General features: G+C 50.1%; 18 protein-coding genes. 11 read left to right on the plus strand and 7 right to left on the minus strand.

All coding sequences use genetic code 11. The features are described from left to right. Window positions 1–5 precede the first annotated feature (5 nt). The 7 genes from ADU23_RS15510 (at window position 6) to ADU23_RS15540 (ending at window position 6,779) form a co-directional block, all read left to right on the plus strand. On the plus strand, window positions 6–1,079 hold the full coding sequence (locus ADU23_RS15510; RefSeq protein ID WP_053374556.1) for a Gfo/Idh/MocA family protein: 1,074 nt from the start codon (window positions 6–8) through the stop codon (window positions 1,077–1,079). A gap of 267 nt (window positions 1,080–1,346) precedes the next feature. Continuing rightward, complete coding sequence (locus ADU23_RS15515; protein WP_053374557.1) at window positions 1,347–2,597, plus strand: GTP-binding protein; 1,251 nt, start codon at window positions 1,347–1,349, stop codon at window positions 2,595–2,597. Between the two features lie 42 nt (window positions 2,598–2,639). Beyond that, window positions 2,640–2,789 carry a 50S ribosomal protein L33 gene (gene rpmG / locus ADU23_RS15520; RefSeq protein ID WP_053377650.1) on the plus strand — a complete coding sequence of 50 codons (150 nt, stop codon included), beginning with the start codon at window positions 2,640–2,642 and terminating at the stop codon, window positions 2,787–2,789. 427 nt (window positions 2,790–3,216) lie between these two features. Continuing rightward, a complete protein-coding gene (locus tag ADU23_RS15525) occupies window positions 3,217–4,266 on the plus strand; it encodes a LacI family DNA-binding transcriptional regulator (protein WP_231637406.1) in 1,050 nt (349 codons plus the stop codon). Between the two features lie 254 nt (window positions 4,267–4,520). Further along, entirely contained in the window at window positions 4,521–4,979 is a 459-nt protein-coding gene (locus tag ADU23_RS15530) for a VOC family protein (protein ID WP_053374558.1), read from the plus strand. Window positions 4,980–5,040: 61 nt separating this feature from the next. After that, the gene (locus tag ADU23_RS15535; protein ID WP_053374559.1) at window positions 5,041–5,736 is read left to right on the plus strand and encodes an SDR family oxidoreductase; all 696 of its coding nucleotides are present in this window, start codon (window positions 5,041–5,043) and stop codon (window positions 5,734–5,736) included. Window positions 5,737–5,825: 89 nt separating this feature from the next. Beyond that, complete coding sequence (locus tag ADU23_RS15540) at window positions 5,826–6,779, plus strand: aldo/keto reductase family protein (RefSeq protein WP_053377652.1); 954 nt, start codon at window positions 5,826–5,828, stop codon at window positions 6,777–6,779. Between the two features lie 162 nt (window positions 6,780–6,941). Here the strand turns inward: ADU23_RS15540 and ADU23_RS15545 are convergent, their stop codons facing one another. The 4 genes from ADU23_RS15545 to ADU23_RS15560 form a co-directional block, all read right to left on the minus strand. Then, window positions 6,942–8,021, minus strand: coding sequence for a Gfo/Idh/MocA family protein (locus tag ADU23_RS15545; protein WP_053374560.1), 1,080 nt, complete (start codon window positions 8,019–8,021; stop codon window positions 6,942–6,944). Window positions 8,022–8,054: 33 nt separating this feature from the next. After that, window positions 8,055–9,002 (minus strand): AraC family transcriptional regulator, encoded by a 948-nt coding sequence (locus ADU23_RS15550; RefSeq protein WP_053374561.1) that lies wholly within the window; start codon window positions 9,000–9,002, stop codon window positions 8,055–8,057. A 39-nt stretch (window positions 9,003–9,041) separates the two neighbouring features. Continuing rightward, entirely contained in the window at window positions 9,042–10,046 is a 1,005-nt protein-coding gene (locus ADU23_RS15555; RefSeq protein WP_053374562.1) for a Gfo/Idh/MocA family protein, read from the minus strand. A gap of 150 nt (window positions 10,047–10,196) precedes the next feature. Next, complete coding sequence (locus ADU23_RS15560; protein ID WP_053374563.1) at window positions 10,197–11,051, minus strand: AraC family transcriptional regulator; 855 nt, start codon at window positions 11,049–11,051, stop codon at window positions 10,197–10,199. Window positions 11,052–11,180: 129 nt separating this feature from the next. On the opposite strand from ADU23_RS15560, the gene ADU23_RS15565 reads away from it, so the two are divergent. Together ADU23_RS15565 and uxaC are read left to right on the plus strand one after the other, a co-directional pair. After that, a complete protein-coding gene (locus ADU23_RS15565) occupies window positions 11,181–12,473 on the plus strand; it encodes a Gfo/Idh/MocA family protein (protein ID WP_053374564.1) in 1,293 nt (430 codons plus the stop codon). 18 nt (window positions 12,474–12,491) lie between these two features. Next, window positions 12,492–13,898, plus strand: a complete 1,407-nt coding sequence (gene uxaC, locus ADU23_RS15570; protein WP_053374565.1) for a glucuronate isomerase — start codon at window positions 12,492–12,494, stop codon at window positions 13,896–13,898. Between the two features lie 26 nt (window positions 13,899–13,924). Here the strand turns inward: uxaC and ADU23_RS15575 are convergent, their stop codons facing one another. Next, window positions 13,925–14,167 carry a hypothetical protein gene (locus ADU23_RS15575; protein WP_053374566.1) on the minus strand — a complete coding sequence of 81 codons (243 nt, stop codon included), beginning with the start codon at window positions 14,165–14,167 and terminating at the stop codon, window positions 13,925–13,927. 102 nt (window positions 14,168–14,269) lie between these two features. Between ADU23_RS15575 and ADU23_RS15580 the strand changes: the two genes are divergently transcribed. Continuing rightward, a complete protein-coding gene (locus ADU23_RS15580; protein ID WP_053374567.1) occupies window positions 14,270–15,004 on the plus strand; it encodes an SDR family oxidoreductase in 735 nt (244 codons plus the stop codon). 240 nt (window positions 15,005–15,244) lie between these two features. Here the strand turns inward: ADU23_RS15580 and ADU23_RS15585 are convergent, their stop codons facing one another. Beyond that, entirely contained in the window at window positions 15,245–16,456 is a 1,212-nt protein-coding gene (locus tag ADU23_RS15585) for an aspartate aminotransferase family protein (protein ID WP_053374568.1), read from the minus strand. 176 nt (window positions 16,457–16,632) lie between these two features. Between ADU23_RS15585 and ADU23_RS15590 the strand changes: the two genes are divergently transcribed. Then, window positions 16,633–17,658, plus strand: coding sequence for a dienelactone hydrolase family protein (locus ADU23_RS15590; RefSeq protein ID WP_053374569.1), 1,026 nt, complete (start codon window positions 16,633–16,635; stop codon window positions 17,656–17,658). Between the two features lie 140 nt (window positions 17,659–17,798). Here the strand turns inward: ADU23_RS15590 and ADU23_RS15595 are convergent, their stop codons facing one another. Beyond that, window positions 17,799–18,674 carry a helix-turn-helix domain-containing protein gene (locus ADU23_RS15595; protein ID WP_231637407.1) on the minus strand — a complete coding sequence of 292 codons (876 nt, stop codon included), beginning with the start codon at window positions 18,672–18,674 and terminating at the stop codon, window positions 17,799–17,801. Between the last annotated feature and the right edge of the window lie 85 nt (window positions 18,675–18,759).

Genomic DNA, 18,759 nt, shown 5'->3' on the forward strand with positions numbered 1-18,759 from the left:
CGGCTATGAGCAAAGCAGATGGCATGAAGTACGCGCCAAAAGGAAAACCGAATCGGGTAGTAGAGGACGGACAATTCGTAATCGCCGCCGTTAGTCTCGATCATGGTCATATTTATGGAATGTGCAATGGGCTCATGGAAGCGGGAGCCACTTTGAAATGGGTGTATGACCCCGATTCTGCTAAGGTAGAGGCGTTTATTCGCCAGTATCCGCGGGTGCAGGCGGCTGACTCGGAGGAGCAGGTGCTCGCAGATCCCGAGGTTCAGCTAGTGGCTGCTGCCGCGATCACCTCGGAGAGAGGACCGCTTGGCGTTCGCGTGATGCGAAGCGGCAAGCACTATTTTACGGATAAAGCGCCATTTACGACGCTAGAGCAGCTCGAGGACGCGCGTGTCGCTTTCTCCGAGACAGGCAAAAAATATGCCGTGTATTACAGTGAGCGACTGCATGTGGAGAGCGCCGTATATGCCGGTCAGTTGATTGAGCAGGGCGCAATCGGACGTGTCGTGCAGGTGATTGGACTTGGGCCGCATCGCTTGAATGCAGCGTCAAGACCGGCATGGTTTTTTGAGAAGGAGAAGTATGGCGGCATTATTTGTGATATCGGATCGCATCAAGTTGAGCAGTTTCTATATTTTACAGGCAACCGCAATGCCACCGTCGTGAACAGCAAGGTCGCTAATTATGCAAATAAAGACTATCCGGAGCTTGAGGATTTTGGCGATGTGACGCTTGTGGGGGAGAACGGGGCAACCGGTTATTTACGTGTGGACTGGCTGACACCAAGCGGTCTTGGCACATGGGGCGACGGCAGGACAGTCATTCTCGGAACGGAAGGTTATATCGAAATGCGTAAGTATATCGATATTGCCCGCGAGAAGGACGGCGATCAGCTATATCTGGTTAATGCCGATGGCGAGCAGCATTTGAAGCTGGGCGGTAAGGTGGGTTTTCCATATTTTGGTCAGCTTATACTTGATTGCTTAAACGGAACGGAGCATGCGATGACGCAGGAGCATACGTTCAAAGCGGCAGAGCTGTCGCTGCTGGCTCAGAAGCATGCAAAGAAAGTAGAGTAGCGTCATAACGAAAATAAGTGAGGTTTGCGGAGCTGTCTTCGCGGTCATTGACCGGGGACAGCTTTTTTTAATGTACATGATACGAGGAAGGGGCGAGTGGAGGTTTTTTATTTGTAATGGTTACTATCTTGACGGGCTTGGGTGCTGCTGCTATACTGTTTAAAACGTAATAATTACTATTAGTCGACGGGTTCGATTTTTTCTTTATTTTATAATCGTAATGATTACGTTTAATTATCAACCAAGAATAGAATTGAGGAGCAACCGATGACTGTGAACCACATATTAAATAACGAAAAATACAATACAACGAACCAAATTCCAGTTACCGTATTGAGCGGTTATTTGGGCGCCGGCAAGACCACGATTATGAATCATGTGCTAAACAATCGCGATGGTCTTAAGGTCGCTGTTATCGTTAATGATTTAAGCGAATTGAATATCGATGCCAGTCTCATTAAGGAGGGCGGCGGCTTATCCCGGACAGATGAGAAGCTAGTCGAGATGTCCAACGGCTGCATTTGCTGCACGCTGCGCGAGGATTTGCTGAAGGAAGTCGAGAAGCTGGCGAAGGAAAACCGGTTTGATTACATACTGATTGAATCGACTGGCGTCGGCGAGCCGGTGCCTGTCGCTCAGACCTTTACGTATATCGATGAAGAACAAGGCATTGATTTGACTTCATTTTGCAGGCTTGATTGTATGGTAACGGTCGTTGATGCGTATCGCTTCTGGCATGATTATTCGTCAGGCGAGACGCTGCTGGAACGCAGTCAAGCCGTGGGCGAGGACGACACGCGCGAGGTCGTTGATCTGCTGATCGATCAAATCGAATTTTGCGACGTGCTTATTCTGAACAAGTGTGATCTTGTCGGCGAAGAGGAGCTGGAGGAGCTGGAGGGGGTTCTTCGAACGCTGCAGCCTCGCGCCAAATTCATTCGCACTGCTAACGGCGAGGTCGATCCAAAGGAAATATTGTTTACTTCTTTGTTTAATTTTGACGAGGCTAGCCAATCGGCTGGCTGGATCAAAGAAATGGAAGCACCGGCACATACGCCTGAAACGGAGGAGTACGGCATATCCTCCTTCGTCTATGAGCGTGCAAAGCCGTTTCATCCGCAGCGCCTTATGGAGTGGATGGAGGAATGGCCGGAGGATATTGTGCGTGCCAAGGGAATGGTATGGCTTGCGACGAGAAATGATTTCGCTCAAAGCTTAAGCCAAGCCGGTCCTTCCATCCAATTCGGGCCAGCGGGCAAGTGGGCGGCTGCACTGCCTGAAGCGGAACGCGAGTCCATTTTGCAAGAAGATCCCGGGCTTGCGAGCATTTGGCATGAGGAATACGGAGACCGGATCAATAAAGTCGTATTTATCGGCATCGAAATGAATCGGGCGAAGCTGATCGATTCACTGGATCGCTGCTTGTTAAACGACGCGGAACTGGTGCTCAATTGGGATGAATTCCAAGATGAATTCCCAAATACAGCAAATGTCCAGATGGAGTCAGCCGTTCATTAGAAAGCATTATCTGCATTGAAATTCGATTAGGAGGTGAACATGGTGAGAGTAATCGTAACGCTTGCTTGTACAGAAACGGGCGACCGCAACTATACAACAACAAAAAACAAAAGGACAACGCCGGAGCGGCTCGAGGTTAAAAAATACAGCCCGCGGCTTAAACGGGTTACCGTTCATAGAGAAACAAGATAATAGCAGCGATGAGACGACTGGACGATCACGTCCGGTCGTTTTTTTGGCTGAACGGATACATAGCCCTTTTTCTATATCTGCTTGCGGCAAGCAGGAGGAAGAGGCGGCTAGCAACTGCCGCGACATAGCTGTTTAAATGATAGGGGCTGCTAGTTTATTTGGATAGCTGGCTTGAGCATTAAGCTACACTGTATTTAGTGCAGCAGAAAGGTGCAAATGGTGGAGCTGAGGAGCTTACACAAGGCAAGATAAGTTTAGGAGCAGTAGCTATGCCGCTTGGAACGCAGGAACTTATACAATTGCAGGGCGCTTCTGCACAGATTTGTAATAGAGATTTTTTATAATCGTAGAATTATGAATTGACAGCGCTTCAGATCATTGGTACCATATGCCCATAAACACGTGTTTACGGAAAGAGGGTCTTTGGTTGAGCAAGGAAATAAACAGCACGGAAATCGCCAAGCTGGCGGGCGTTTCCAGAAGCACGGTCAGCCGAGTAATTAACAACTATGCCAATGTCCCGGAGAAGACGAAACAGAAAGTGATGAAGGTTATTCAGCAGCACAATTATTACCCCAATCTATCCGCTCAAGTGCTGGCAGGCAAGCGTACGCGCACGATCGGATTATTCATGATTGATTCCGGCCGCGTATCCGGCGACAGTCTCTCTAGCCTGCTGCTTGCCCGAATTATTGACAGCGCCTCTTCTCATGGGTATTACGTGCTGACCCATATCGTTCGGGATATGAAGGAGCAGGAAGAAACCCGCGCGATCAAGGAAAGCTTCTATCAGCGAAGAATCGATGGCGGCGTATTTATTGGTGCAGCCAATCACGAACCGCTAATCGAGGAACTTATCGCTGAAGGTTTTATGGTCGCCATTGTCGATCAGCATTTGCCGGGACGCTCCGAGCCAAACCGGATGGTGTTCAACTTTGACAACGAAACCGGCGTTGGCCAAGCGATCGATTATTTAGTGAGCTTGGGTCATAAGCGAATCGGGATGATCAACGGAGACATGAACCGGTATTCTGGTCCATCGAAATGGCGAGGGTTCCAAGCCGCGATGAACAAGCATCAGCTGCCGCTCGCGCAGCAATGGATGCTGCCGGGTGATTTTAACGAGGAAAGCGGCTATAAGGCGATTAAGGAATTTTTGAAAGCGAAGACGGAGCTGCCATCGGCGATCTTTGCCGCTAACGACAGCGTAGCCTTCGGAGCTATTCGTGCTTTCAAGGAGTCAGGCATCAACGTGCCTCAGGATGTTTCGGTAATCGGTTTTGATGATCACATTTTAAGTGCCCATTATAGTCCGGCTTTAACGACGATTCGGGTTGATTTTGCCGATATGATGGATAAATTGACAAAAACGTTAATCTCCAGCATTGAGAATGGCAGCACGGCATTCCAAACGTTTGCGGTAAGCACGGAGCTTGTTGTCCGTGAATCTTGCCGAAGATTAACAGCTGAGAAGTAGAAGCAAGCAAGCCATATAGCAGTGAGGCTGAATGCACATTTGAACGCTGCTCTAATTGGGATAGAGCAGCAGCTTTATTTTTTAGAACAAAATAAACGCGTGTTTACAATGGTGCTCGACCTTTTGAGAGGGGGGATGTGGATGTAAGGGCTGGTCGTGTTACTGGATCATTTGGAGATAGCGCAATCGATTTTTTAAGCAAATACGACGTTCATTCATTATAAAATCAACCATTATAGGGAGATGCAATCAACATGGATAAAAATATACTCGGCACAAAGACAATCACGCAAATCGGACTTTTAGTACATGATATTGATGAAACCTCACAAGCCTATGCGGATTTTTTTGGCGTGGAGAAGCCAAGCTGGTTTTGGACGGATACGGTCGACAAAGCGCAAACCGCCTATAACGGCGAGTCGTCGGAGGCTCGCGCTAAGCTTGCTTTTTTTGATATGGGCTCCCTGCAGCTCGAGCTGATTGAGCCGGATGAGCACCCGAGCACGTGGAGGGAGCATCTTGATCAGCATGGAGAAGGCCCGCATCATATCGCTTTTGTCGTCGAAGGAATGAAAGAGAAGGTTGCATTAATGGAGAAGAACGGCATGGCTTTGGTTCAAAAGGGAGAGTACACCGGAGGACGCTACGCTTATCTGGATACGTTCAAGCAGCTTAAGATTATGCTGGAGCTGCTGGAGAACGATAAAAACTAACGGCATTTTGCGAAAACGCTTCACATTTCGAGGAATGAATGGATAGGAGGAAAATAGCAGCATGAACATTCTAATTACAGGTGCCAATCGAGGGCTGGGCTTAGCGCTAGCAAACGAAGCGTGCGAAAGAGGTCATCACGTGTTGGCAGGCGTTCGCAGTCCCGGCTCTTCTACGGAGGGGCTGCAGGAGCTGATTACGAGATTCCCCGGCCAATTGACGATACTGCCGCTAGATGTCGTGGACGAGAACTCGGTTCGTTATGCCAGCGAGCAAATAGAAGGCCGGGAAATCCGCCTTGATTCTATCATTAACAGCGCTGCGATATTGCTTGGCAGGGATCAGAAGCTGGAGCAGCTTGATATGGAGCAAATGGAGCAATCGTTCCAAACGAATTTATTTGGGCCGATTGTCGTGCTCAAGCATTTCTTGCCGCTGCTTCGCAAGGGTGAGAGGCAAAGCATTATAAACATTAGCTCGGAAGCGGGCTGCTTCTCTGGCGCTTATGGCGGCGATTATTCGTATGCGCTGTCCAAGTCGGCACTCAACATGTTCTCGGCTCAGCTTCGCCGCGAGCTCACTCCACACGGCTTTGTCGTTCACGCGCTTCATCCGGGCTGGATCAAAACGGATATGGGCGGCGAGAAGGCACCGGGCGATGCAGGCGTTTCAGCTGCGGGCATTTTGGATATCGTTGAGCGGAAGACGCAAGCCGACGCATTATTTATTGATCATAAAGGCGCCCCAATGAATTTGTAGCATACTTAGTTACTTCTTCTCGGAGACTATTGAGGTAGTGTCATTCAAGAATGAACCATGTCGCAAAAATAAAATTGCCGGAGGTTATTATGAATTATCGCAGACTTGGAAGAACGGGCTTGAAGGTAAGCGAGATCAGTCTTGGAAGCTGGTTGACGTACGGAAATTCCGTTGATGACGGAACGGCAGCGAAAACCATTGCGCAGGCTTACGAGCTGGGCATTAATTTCTTCGATACGGCTAACGTCTATATGCGCGGCAAAGCGGAAGAGGTCGTTGGCGAAGCTTTGCGGGGCTACGCGCGCGAATCTTATGTCATCGCTACTAAAGTATTTGGCGACATGGGCTCAGGCCCGAATGATCGCGGCTTGTCGCGCAAGCATATTTTGGAGCAGGCGAACGCGAGCTTGAAGAGGCTGGGGCTCGACTATGTAGATATATATTATTGTCATCGCTTTGACCCGAATACGCCGGTTGATGAAACGCTGAGGACGATTGAGGATCTTGTTCGATCCGGAAAGGTGCTGTATGTCGGCGTAAGCGAGTGGACGGCAGCCCAGATGCAGGAGGCGCTTCAGGTAGCGGATAAATATTTGCTGGACCGGATCGTCGTCAACCAGCCGCAGTACCATATGTTCCACCGCGCAATCGAGAAGGAGATCATCCCGCTCGGCGAACGTAACGGCATCAGCCAGGTCGTGTTCTCGCCGCTCGCGCAAGGCGTGCTTACGGGCAAGTATAGCAGCGGGGAAGCAGGCAAGCCTCAGGGCAGCCGCGCGCTGGATGCAAGCTCGAACATGTACATCGGCGGTTATTTGAGCGATTGGCATCTATCCCGCGTGGAGCAGCTAAAAGGAGTGGCGGCTGAGCTTGGTTATTCCGTTGCGCAGCTAGCGATTGCATGGGTACTGAGACAACCGAATGTAGCCAGCGCTTTAGTAGGCGCAAGCCGTCCCGAGCAAATTGTAGAAAACAGCAAAGCGAGCGAGCTTAAACTATCAGATGAGCTTCTTGCTCGAATTGACGCTATTTTAGCGGACTAATGCAAACGCGCAAGCCGTCCTTGATTATTACAGGAGCAGCAATAGCGCTCGTCATAGCGGCAGCTCCCTTTTTGGAAGATAGATAGCTAGTCGTTTGTCGCGAAAAAAACGAGCTGCCTCCAGGGTCTTATCAGACCTTGCGAGGCAGCTCCTTTTTGTTGCTTATAGGTATACGGCTTTGCCGGTTTTGGATGATTCATAGATCGCTTCAAGAATTTGCGAAACGACGAAAGCTTGCTCTGGCGTTACAACTGGATCGGTATCTTCGTCGATTGCTTTCAGCCACATTCTCATTTCAAGATCTGCGTCGCTCTCGGTTTTGCCATCGTAGAAAGCAACTCCGCCTGCGTTCAAATCCACTTTTGTTGCGTATAGACGGCTGTGCTTCTCGCCATTAATGCGAAGGCCATCCTTCATGTCAGCGCCGCCTTCTGTACCGGAAAGCGTACATTTTGCTTCGTCAACCTCTAGCGTGTTAAGCGCCCAGCTGGATTCAAGCACGATTGTAGCGCCGTTCTCCATGACGATCATACCGAATGCAGAATCCTCAACTGTGAATTTCGCTGGATCCCAAGGTCCCCAAGCGTTTGCTGCGTTTTCGCGCTGCGAAAGCTTGTGGTACGAAGTGCCAAGCACGACTTTTGGCTTGTAGTTGTCAAGCATCCATAGCGTCAAATCAAGAGCGTGGGTACCGATATCGATAAGCGGTCCGCCGCCTTGTTTTTCTTCATCCAGGAATACGCCCCAAGTCGGAACGGCACGGCGACGAATCGCATGCGCTTTAGCGTAATAGATATCGCCAAGCTCGCCAGCTTCACAAAGCTTCTTCAAGTGTTGGCTGTCTGGACGGAAACGGTTGTTGTAGCCAACAGTCAGCTTCTTGCCTGTACGGCGAGCCGCGTCAACCATGCGCTGTGCGTCATGAGCTGTTTTTGCCATTGGCTTCTCGCTCATAACATGTTTGCCTGCTTCAAGCGCATCAATCGCGATATCCGCATGTGAGTCGTTTGGCGTACAAACGTGAACGATCTCGATGGAGGCGTCAGTCAAAAGCTCTTTGTAATCCGTGTAAACGCGAGCGCCTTCAGCGCCGTATAGGGCAGCCGCTTCGATAGCACGGTGCTCGACGATATCGCAAAATGCAACGATTTCAACGTTGTTTAGTTTTTTAAGGCTTGGCAAGTGTTTGCCGTTAGCAATTCCTCCACAGCCGATAATAGCAAGTTTATATATTTTGGACATGTTAAAAGCCTCCTAGTGGTTTGGTATGATCGATCATTGCGGTACGGCTTGGCGCGAGCTCTTCCGGTATTCGGAGGGCGTAACGCCAAATTTTTTGCGAAATACGGCATGCAGGTAGTTGCCGCCGGCAAAACCGGCCAGCTTCGCGATTTTTTCCACGGATTGCTCGCTCTCCTGCAGCTCGCGGCATACGACAGCAAGACGAATGTCTTCGAGAATACGACTAAAAGTATGCCCGTGATGAAGCTCCTTGAACAGCCGCTGAATATGCCTGGAGCTTAAATTAAGCTTGTCTGCTACGTCTTCAAGCGTAATGAAGCCGTCATAGTTCGCGTAGATATACTCCAAAGCAAGGCGGTAGCGATAAGCTTTCATATCGCGCGTTGGAAATTGCTTCTGCTCGCTTGCGCTATCGTAAGCGCGAACGGCACGCAGCAAAATTTGGATTACCGTTTGCTTAATGGTCGTATAGCTTCCGACGAAATTATCGTTGCAGGCTTGATAAGCTTCAAGAAAACGAGGCATCGCTTGGTGCAGGTCGGCAGTCGGAAAATGAGGAAGATTTCTCAGCTTCTCGATGCAATCACGCGCCTCGGCGGCTTCCCAATCGTCGTCGGAATGGGAGGCGCCGCTATTATCCTGAGCACTCCTGTCAATGATGTCCACGTGCAGACAGAGCTCATCCATCGCTTCAAGGGCATCCGCTTCTTGGTAATGCATAATTTCGGGTCCGGTTAAATAAAACATGCCGGGCTTAAGCGCGTATTCCTGGTCGACAATGATGACTTTCCCTTTGCCCTGCGGGATGAAATGGAACTCATATTCCGCATGCTTGTGAAATCCGACGATTCTGCCGGGAGGAAATTGGGTCAGATGGAAGCGCAGCACATGAATGTCATAGGGTCCCCACCTGATACATAGCTCTAGACGCTCCAGCGCATCCTGACGCTCATGCATGACCTCATAAGGAAAGTTAGGCATGCCGATTCCTCCTCGGTGTACTCCGCTTTACGGTAGCGGTTACTCGCTCAGCTCATCAATTCTAACGGCACGATGCTCGCGAGCGGACAGATTCGAAGCTTCCATCAGCTTAGTCAAGTCGATGGCAAGGCTTACATTTTCGTCAGCCGACGTATTGTTTTCGATATGCGATACCCACTGGTCAAAAGCGCTCTCTCTTGCTTGCGGAATCGGCTGAGCTGTCCAAGCCTCGGAGGATTCAGCGCCTGCATTGGAAGTGCGAAGCAGCAGCTTGTTATCTGGCGTGCCGTAAAGCAGCGAGCCTTCCGTGCCATGTACTTCCAGCGTGAACGGTGAATGATTGTTAACGAAACCAGCTTCTACAATGCCGATCGCACCGGACGGAGCAGACAGAACCGATACCGCGTTATCTTCCACTTCTTTGCCAGTTACATAGCCGAAATGAGCCGAAACTTCTTTAGGCATTTCATTCATGAACAGTCTAGTCAAATACATCGGATGGCAGCCCAAATCGATCAGCGCGCCGCCGCGGCATTCTTCCAGGTTGTAGAAATGCTCGGGAAGCCAGTTTGCTGTCGCACCGTTGTGAGATAAACGAGCTCGTACCAGCGTAATCTTCCCAAGTACGCCTTGTGACAATATATCACGAATCGCGAGCGTATAGCCGTCATTTAAACGAGGCAGCGATACCGTTAATTTTACATTATTTTTAGCTACTTCATCCAGTATAACGTTAACTTCTTTTAAAGTTGCCGCAACAACCTTCTCTGTGAAAATATGTTTGCCGGCTTTAGCAGCCGCAACCATAACCTCTTGGTGTCTAACAGTCGGCGCGTCAACGATTACCGCGTCAATATCGTCGCGTTTTAGCATTTCGTCTAAATTTTCGTAGAAAGTAACGCCCAGCTTCTCAGCAGCCGCTTGGCCGCGTTCTGCGATTTCATCCCAAACCGCTACGATTTCCGTACCTGGATGCTCCTGTGCTTGCTTCGTATAATCCCATGCGTGTACATGCCAATAGCTGATTTTACCAATTCGAATCATCGGTTCATCTCTCCCTGGGCGTCTATTAGTGAATTCGTAATTCGTATATAAATATATGACAACAAATATAATCTAACATATTTGCGTTCTTATTTTTAGTGCAATTTAATGACCATCTATATACGAAATTACGACACTTCTATTAATCATTCACAAGTACAGCTTGCGATATTCACGCGGGGATACACGGATGATTTTTTTGAATGTTTTGCCGAAATGGGAAAAGTTATCGAAGCCGACCGCGGCGGCTATGTCGGTAATGCTGATTTCGGTTTCGCGCAGCAGTCGCTGCGCTTCCTTAATGCGCGTGAGAATGACGTAATCGGAAAAAGTGAACCCGGTCATTTCCTTGAACATTCGGCTTAAATAGTAGGAACTGATAAAAAATTGGTCAGCTAGCACGCCAAGCCTAAGCGGCTCTGCAAAGTGAGCATTAATATAGCGGATCACTTCAGATATTTTTGCATGCATGGGCGTAGCATGGTGGAGCGGGGCAGGCTCATGCTTCTGCAAGTATCTGGCTGCGGTCAGCAGCAGCTCGGTTACCGCATGCGGCGGGAAAAGCTCAAACCCTTCGGGGCGCTGTTCGATCTCTGCAAGCAGCCTTCGCATCAATTGGTCAGCAGCAAGCTGCTCTTGCCTTGGCAAACGGATAATATGGGAGGCTTGCCTAAACGGTGTTAATAGAAGTTCGGCATGCTTGCCTGCTAGAGAGCGGATCGTTGCATCATCAAAATGAACGATCAGCCGCTCATGCGAGGCATCGCCGCTTTGCATCGTTTTATGAAGCTCATGCTTTTGGATGAAAACAAGGTCGCCTTGCTCGACAGAATAAGAGCGGTCACGGATAAAATAGATCCGCTGGCCTGCGAGCATATAGTATATTTCGTAATAGTCATGATAATGGTCATCTTCCATCGTGAATGGAGCTGCGCGCTTGGTATATTCTATATACAGCTCGGGAGTGGCGCCAAAGCTGTGGAATTCCAGCGGAATATTTTTCATCGATTCGCTCCTTTTTAATATTTTCGCAAAATAAGCGGTGTTTTGTGAAAAATCAGCATCATATGCATAGAATTATATCACTCTCATGCAGTAAGATGAAAGCAAGCGAATTGAGGGAGGAATCATAGTATGACAAAAAAACGTTATGTATTGGTAGGAAGCGGCGGCAGGGCCGAATTTTTTTACGGTGCGCTTGCAACCGATTTCAGAGAGACGTCGGAGCTGCTCGCATTTTGTGATATTAACCAAACCCGGATGGACTATGCGAACCGCATTTTAGCGGATAAATATAAATATGAAGCAGTAAAAACATACAAGTCCAATGAATTTGATCGGATGATCGAGCAGGAGAAGCCTGATGCGGTTATCGTGACGAGCATGGACCGGACGCACCATACGTACATCATTCGTGCGCTGGAGCTTGGGTGCGATGTCGTGACCGAGAAGCCGATGACGGTTGACGAGAAAAAATGCCAGGATATTTTGGATGCGGTGGAGCGCACGGGCCGTAATGTGCGGGTGACGTTCAACTATCGCTACGCGCCGCATCATACGAAAGCTAGGGAGCTTATCGCGAATGGAACAATCGGGAAAGTAACTTCCGTCCACTTTGAATGGCTTCTGAATACGCAGCATGGCGCCGATTACTTCAGAAGATGGCATCGCAACAAGCAAAACAGCGGCGGTCTGCTCGTGCATAAATCGACGCATCACTTTGATCTCGTCAATTTCTGGATCGGCTCGCAGCCGGAGTCGGTGTTCGCCTTTGGCGACCTATTGTTCTACGGACGTGAAAATGCCGAGCAGCGCGGCGAAACGAAGTTTTATGAGCGAGCGACTGGAAACCCGATTGCTGAGAACGATCCGTTTGCGCTACACTTGGATAAAAATGACCATTTAAAAGCGATGTATTTGGATGCGGAGCATGAGGATGGCTATCGCCGCGACCAAAGCGTGTTCGGAGACGGAATCAACATTGAAGACACGATGGGCGTGCTTGTCCGCTACAAAAACAACGCGATTTTAACCTATTCGTTAAATGCATACTTGCCATGGGAAGGCTATCGCATCGCTTTTAATGGGACGAAGGGCCGCATTGAAATGAATATCGTCGAGCAATCGTATGTCAATTCGGGCGGAGAGAAATCACAAGAGGGCGCCTTGAAGGAAAAAACGATTAAGGTGTTCCCCATGTTCGCAGCCCCTTATGAGGTTGATGTAGAGGTCGGCGTTGGCGGCCACGGCGGCGGCGATCCAGTCCTGCTGAACGATTTGTTCGGGACGCCAGTGGAGGACCCGTTCAACCGTGCGGCTAATCATATTGACGGAGCAAGATCGATTCTAACGGGCATTGCAGCGAATCGTTCCATTCAGACGGGGCTTGCCGTACAGATCGATGACCTTGTGAAATTCCACAAATAGTGTACTGGGGGAAACGGAATGAAGCCATTTATGGACGACGATTTTTTGTTATCGAACGAAACGGCAATCCGGTTATACCATGATTTTGCGAAGGACATGCCTATTATTGACTATCACTGCCATCTAAGCCCGCAGCAAATTTTCGAGAATACAAGCTTCTCGAACCTTACGGAGGCATGGCTGTACGGCGATCACTATAAATGGCGGGCGATGCGGGCGAATGGCGTTGAGGAACGTTACGTAACCGGCGGAGAGGGCGTGACTGATTACGAGCGCTTCGAGGCTTGGGCGAGGACGGTTCCGCAAACGGTTGGCAATCCGCTGTATCAATGGTCGCATTTGGAGCTTCGCCGCTATTTTGGCGTGAACGAGCTTATTAATGAGAAAACGGCGCCGGTGATTTGGGAGAAGGTCAATGCGAAGCTGGCAACCGGCCAGTATCGAGCGCGTGATTTGATCAAAATGTCGAACGTAGAGGTCATTTGCACGACGGATGATCCGGCTGATTCGCTTGAATACCATGTGGCGATTAAGGGTTTAGAAGATTTTAACGTGCAGGTGCTTCCGTCCTTCCGGCCGGACAAAGCGCTCGAAATAAACCGCGCGACGTTCTTGGAGTGGATCGGCAAGCTTGGCGCCGCGGCTTCAAGCAAAATCGGCAGCTATGATGAGCTGCTTAATGCGCTTGCGGCGAGAGTGAAGTTTTTTGACGAGGTGGGCTGTAAGGTATCCGACCATGCTCTGGATTATGTCGCTTACGCCGAGACGACGAAAGAGGATGCAGCTGCTATTTTTGCCAAAGCCTTGAATGCGGAAACGGTAAGCTTGGAAGAGGAAAAGCAGTACAAAACGTACACACTTCTCTTTCTTGGAAGGTTGTATGCCGAGCGCGGCTGGGCGATGCAATTCCATATTAATGCGGCAAGAAACAACAGCTCGCGCATGTTCGGCAAGCTTGGACCGGATACGGGCTTTGACTCGATCAACGATAGCGCAGTAGCGTACCCGCTCGCCAGACTGCTTGATGCGCTGGATACGGATGATGCGCTTCCGAAAACAATCGTTTATTCGCTTAACGCCAAGGACAATGACGTGCTCGGCTCTATTATTGGAAGCTTTCAAGGCGGCGGGGTGCCGGGAAAAATTCAGCTCGGCTCTGCATGGTGGTTCAACGATACAAAAAATGGTATGCTAGATCAAATGAATGCGCTTGCTAATCTGGGATTGCTTAGCCGCTTTGTCGGGATGCTTACTGATTCCCGCAGCTTCTTATCCTACACCAGGCATGAGTATTTCAGACGATTGCTCTGCAATTTGCTTGGCGAATGGGTTGAAAATGGCGAGGCCCCGGCGGATATGGAGCTGCTGGGCAATATGGTCCAGAACATCTCCTACCGCAATGCGAAAGCATATTTCGGCTTCTAGCGTTTAAGAAACGTTCTGCAATTCCGCTAGCTCGGCGGGGGCTGCGGAACGTTTTTTGCGTCCAGCCGATAAGCCGCCATTAAGTATTTGAGCATTTGCGGCCCGGCTATGTTGGCAGCGACGCCAAACAGCTCGGAATGAGCGGTTTTACGGCAAAGCAAATAGAAGGCAGTGCCGCCGATAAGCTCGAAGGCGATAAATTCCTTCCATTTCCACGCCGGAATGACGTATATCGTAAATTCTTTATTTTTGGCAGCACGTTTACGCAAAATAGGAGCCCTCCTGCTTGATTGGGAGCTTTACAACCGTATCTAAATTATGCAAAGCGGCTTATCCAACATTCGCAACCTTTTTAAAAGATTATTAGAGGAGTGGGTCAATTGACGAAAACAGCATTCGTAACCGGAACGGACCGTGGGGTAGGGTTAGCGCTTGTTAAAGGTTTGCTTAAGCAGGGTTATCATGTGTTTGCCGGACAATATGCTGAGGAAGTACCTCAGCTTGCGGAGCTTAAGGATACATATTCCGATCGGCTGAACGTGCTGCGGCTAGATATATCAAGCGATGAGTCGGTGGCTGGGGCGTGGCGGGCAACGTCTGCGTTGACGGACCGGCTTGATTTGTTGATCAATAACGGTGCCATTTTGGGCGATATTGGTGCGACCGTGCTTGATCCGCTCAATTATGCGGAAATGATGGAGGTGTATAACGTCAACACTTTAGGCAGCCTTCGGATGAGCCAGACGTTTATGCCGCTGCTGCTAAAGAGCGAAGCGAAATTTCTCGTTAATATTTCGTCAGAGGCAGGCAGCATCGGCGATTGCCACCGAAATAGCTGGTACGCTTATTGCATGTCGAAGGCTGCGCTGAACATGCAATCGAAGCTCGTCCACAATGGCATCAAGCCGCACGGCGGCCGAGTGCTCGTCGTACATCCCGGCTGGGTGCAGACGTATATGCAGGGCAAGCTTGATGCGGGTGCGGCTCTCACACCGGAGCAGTCAGCCGATTCAATATTGCGGCTAGTCGAGGCACGCCTAAATACGAATGCGGCCGCAGCCGATTGCGAGTATGTTGATTATGCGGGGAACGCGCTGAATTGGTAGCGGAGGTTGGCGTACGAACCGTTCGCTTCGCATATAATCAGAGTAGTAAGAAGGAGCCGCGTTGCAAATTGTTTGTTGGAGCGTGCTTGGAAAAGTAACTGGAGATGCTGCGCCATGCGAGCAGATTGCTTCTCACCCATAAAAAAACTCGTCCTTCCTGAATCGGAATTGGACGAGTTGTTCGAGGGTGGGCTTAACTGATGCGGATTATCGCCTCTGCCCTGCACTTGCTGACTAAGCTTAACCAGCTTGCAGCTGGCCGAAAGCGCGGAACAGGATGCTCAGCATTTGGTCGATGTCCTTTTGGGTTACGATTAGCGGCGGTACGAGCCGGATCGTTGACGCGTTTAATGCGTTGATGAGCAGCCCTTCCTGCAAGCAAATCGCAGCAAGCTCGGGCGCGGTCCCCTCTGGTACGTCGAATGCCAGCAGAAGCCCTTTGCCGCGAATATTTGAAATCGGAACTTCGCAGGATAGGTTGCGCAGGCTAGCTGTCAGATACTGCCCTTGCGTCTTGGCGTTGCTCGCCAAATTTTGCTCCAATAGCTCCTGAAGCACGGCGTAGCCTGCTGCCATTGCAAGCGGCGCTCCCGTGTAAGTTCCGCCTTGGTCGCCCGGCTCGAATAGATCGTATTTGCTTTTCGTCAGCATCGCCGATAGCGGGAAGCCGCCGCCAATGCCTTTGCCGAGGGTGATAACGTCGGGCATAATACCGTAATGCTCATAGGCAAAAAGCTTGCCCGTTCTGCCCATCCCCGTCTGTACTTCATCAAAAATAAGCAGCATGCCGTACATGTCGCACATTTTGCGCAGGCCATACAAATAAGCTTCATCCACAGCATGGACGCCGCCCTCACCTTGTACAAGCTCGACCATTATCGCGCAGGTCTCGTTCGTAACCGCAGCGAAGCAAGCATCAAGGTCATTGATAGGCACATGCTTGAAGCCGTCCACCTTGGGCGCAAAAAGCTCCTTCCACTGCTCTTTTCCTGTCGCAGACATCATGGCCAAGGAGCGACCGTGAAAGCTGTTCTTTAACGTAATGATTTCATAGGCGCCATTCATATGAACTGCGCCATGCTTTCTTGCCAGCTTTATTGCGCTTTCGTTCGCTTCGGCGCCGCTGCTCGCAAAAAAAGCTTTGTCCATGCCGCTTACGCTGGTCAACAGCTCGGCGAATTCAATCATAGGCTTATTATAGTAACCGGGGCTTGCATGCACTAACGTTGAAGCCTGACGTGACAAAGCCTCCTGCAGTACAGCAGGGGAATGTCCCAAGCTTGTTACAGCCCAGCCGCCGACAAAGTCCAAGTAACGTTTTCCATCCGTATCCCATAAATGCATCCCTTCGCCGCGTTCCATCACAATGCTAGGACGGCGTGCCGTAAAAAGAACCGATTTCTGAGCCGTTTCCAATAAAGCTGCCGTTACCGAATTTTCCATCTGAATCATTTACGTGCCTCCCGATTATTCATCTCATTGCATAAATATACAACATAGAGAATAAAAATTCAATACCCTACTTAAATCTTATTATGTCAAGCAAAGTCACGATAAGAAATCACAGACATAGCTATTTCTTCTTAAAAAGCTTGCTGAAGAGCATTATCAAAGGAGGAGAGACCTAAATGTGGAATGGAGATTCTTATTTAGAAAAGCTGTATAACGAAGCGGTTGATCGGCATCGCAATCAAAATCTGCAGCTCCGAAACGAACGGAAGCCTAAGCTGAAAGCGGCGCTGCGCGAGTTGATCGGCCATTTTGAGCCTAATGCTGATCATGCCCCTAAGCTGCTGGAGCGCGTTCAGTGCGACGGATATATTCGCGAACGCGTGGAGCTGTCGGCTACACCGGAGCTGGCCTTTGCCGCTTATGTGCTTATTCCAGATGGCGCCAAAGGGCCGCTGCCAGGCGTGCTGGCGCTGCATGGCCATGGCTACGGCAGCCGAGAAATTGTTGGGCTGTTGAAGGATGGCTCTCCTGATGAGTCTGAGCCCGGCATCCATCAGCATTTTGCCGTGCAGCTAGTTAAGAGGGGGATGGCCGTTATCGCTCCCGATGTCATCGGCTTCGGCGAACGCAGGCTGCTTGCCGATCTTGCGCATAATCCTGATTCCCCAAATTCCTGCCACAACTTGTCGACGCAGCTGATGATGCTTGGGAAGACGCTTACCGGCTTGCGCGTAGCGGAAGCGTTAAAGACATTTCAATGCTTCTCTTCACGGCCAGAGGTCGATGCGGACCGGATAGGCCTTATGGGCTTCTCCGGCGGCGGCTTAATTGGCTTCGTGGCTGCTGTGCTGGAAGCTCGGATACAGGCAGCTGTGCTGACTGGCTTCACGAATACGGTCAAAGAAAGCATCTTCGCCGTCCATCACTGCATCGACAACTACACGCCGGGGCTGCTCCTTCACGCGGAGCTTCCAGAGCTAATCGGGCTTATTGCGCCTCGCCCGCTATTTCTGGAATCAGGTGAGCGTGATCCGATTTTTCCAGTGGCAGGGTTTCGGAAGGCAGCCGCAGAAATCCAGGCAATTTATGAGTCCGAGGGAGCGAGTGGCAAGCTCGAAATCGACGTATTTCCAGGCACGCATGAAATAAGCGGACGGCTTGCTTACGACTGGCTGAAGCGGACGCTTGTTAAAGCGCCATGATAACCAGCTGCATTCAGGCGTGAAAGCGGGAGGCGTTATATTACACCATCGATTTGAATGGGCAGGCCGCTGGGGGTGTCATCATTCGCCATACATAATCGCAGTAGAGGCTGTCTTCCGGGGACCGCCTCTTCTTTCATTTAAGTCGTATACCGCTTGCGGAACTTGGTCGGCGCCAGTCCGATTTGACGGGTGAAGCAATTGGAGAAGTAAGGGACATTCTCGAACCCGACGTATTGGGCAATTTCAGCTATTGGCCATTCGGTCTTCAGCAGCAGCAGCTTAGCCTGCTCAAGCCGATATTTCGCTAAGTAGTCGATAGGCGTCATGCCATAAACCTGCTTCATGCATCTCGTAATATAGTTGTAGTGAAAATTGAGCGCTTCCGCCATCGTTTTGCTCGTCACTTCGGTGCGGTAGTTGTTTTTAATATAAGCCTCCGCCTTCTCCGCGAGCGTAACGGATGGGCTTGTATAGCTGTCATTTTGCCGCAAATCCATCATGCGCAGCAGCTCCTCGAAAGTTTGCTGCTGCGTCCAGAAGGCGCTTGATTGGCGCTCCCCTCCCGCTTTGTTCAACGTTCGCATCAAGCGATACGTTTGCTCGGGGTAAGGGAGCGTCCATGCTTTTTGGAGATGGAGCGAATAGGGGGACGCTAGGAAACGATTGTAATGATCTTCATGGCTGATGCTGGCATGGTCGAGCCCGGACTGCTGCCACTCTCCCACAGACTGAAAATGGACCCAGTAGAAGACAGTCCGCTCCTCCGATGGCTTCACCGAGTAATGGGGACGGTCTGGAAGCAGCAGCAGCGTTTGCCTTTCGGTCAGGCTCCATTTCCGGTCCTCCTCGCCGATAAATAAGCAGCCGGATTCAACGATAAGCAGATCAAATACGCCGAGCTGCTTCCGGTTCGGATGCTGATCGCCGCGTTTGTGGACGGTCACGCCGCTCTCTAAATAATAGGGCAGCGGAGGCGCTGCGAAATAGACATGATCTTGTGCTTCCGGCATCATGCTTACTCCCTCCAAGTTTGTGTGAAATTTTATAAGAAATAAGTTTTATCCGTTCATATTTATGTTTTATTTTAACCCATACAAT

The organism is Paenibacillus sp. FJAT-27812 (genome assembly GCF_001273905.1).
Taxonomy (GTDB): Bacteria; Bacillota; Bacilli; order Paenibacillales; family Paenibacillaceae; genus Pristimantibacillus.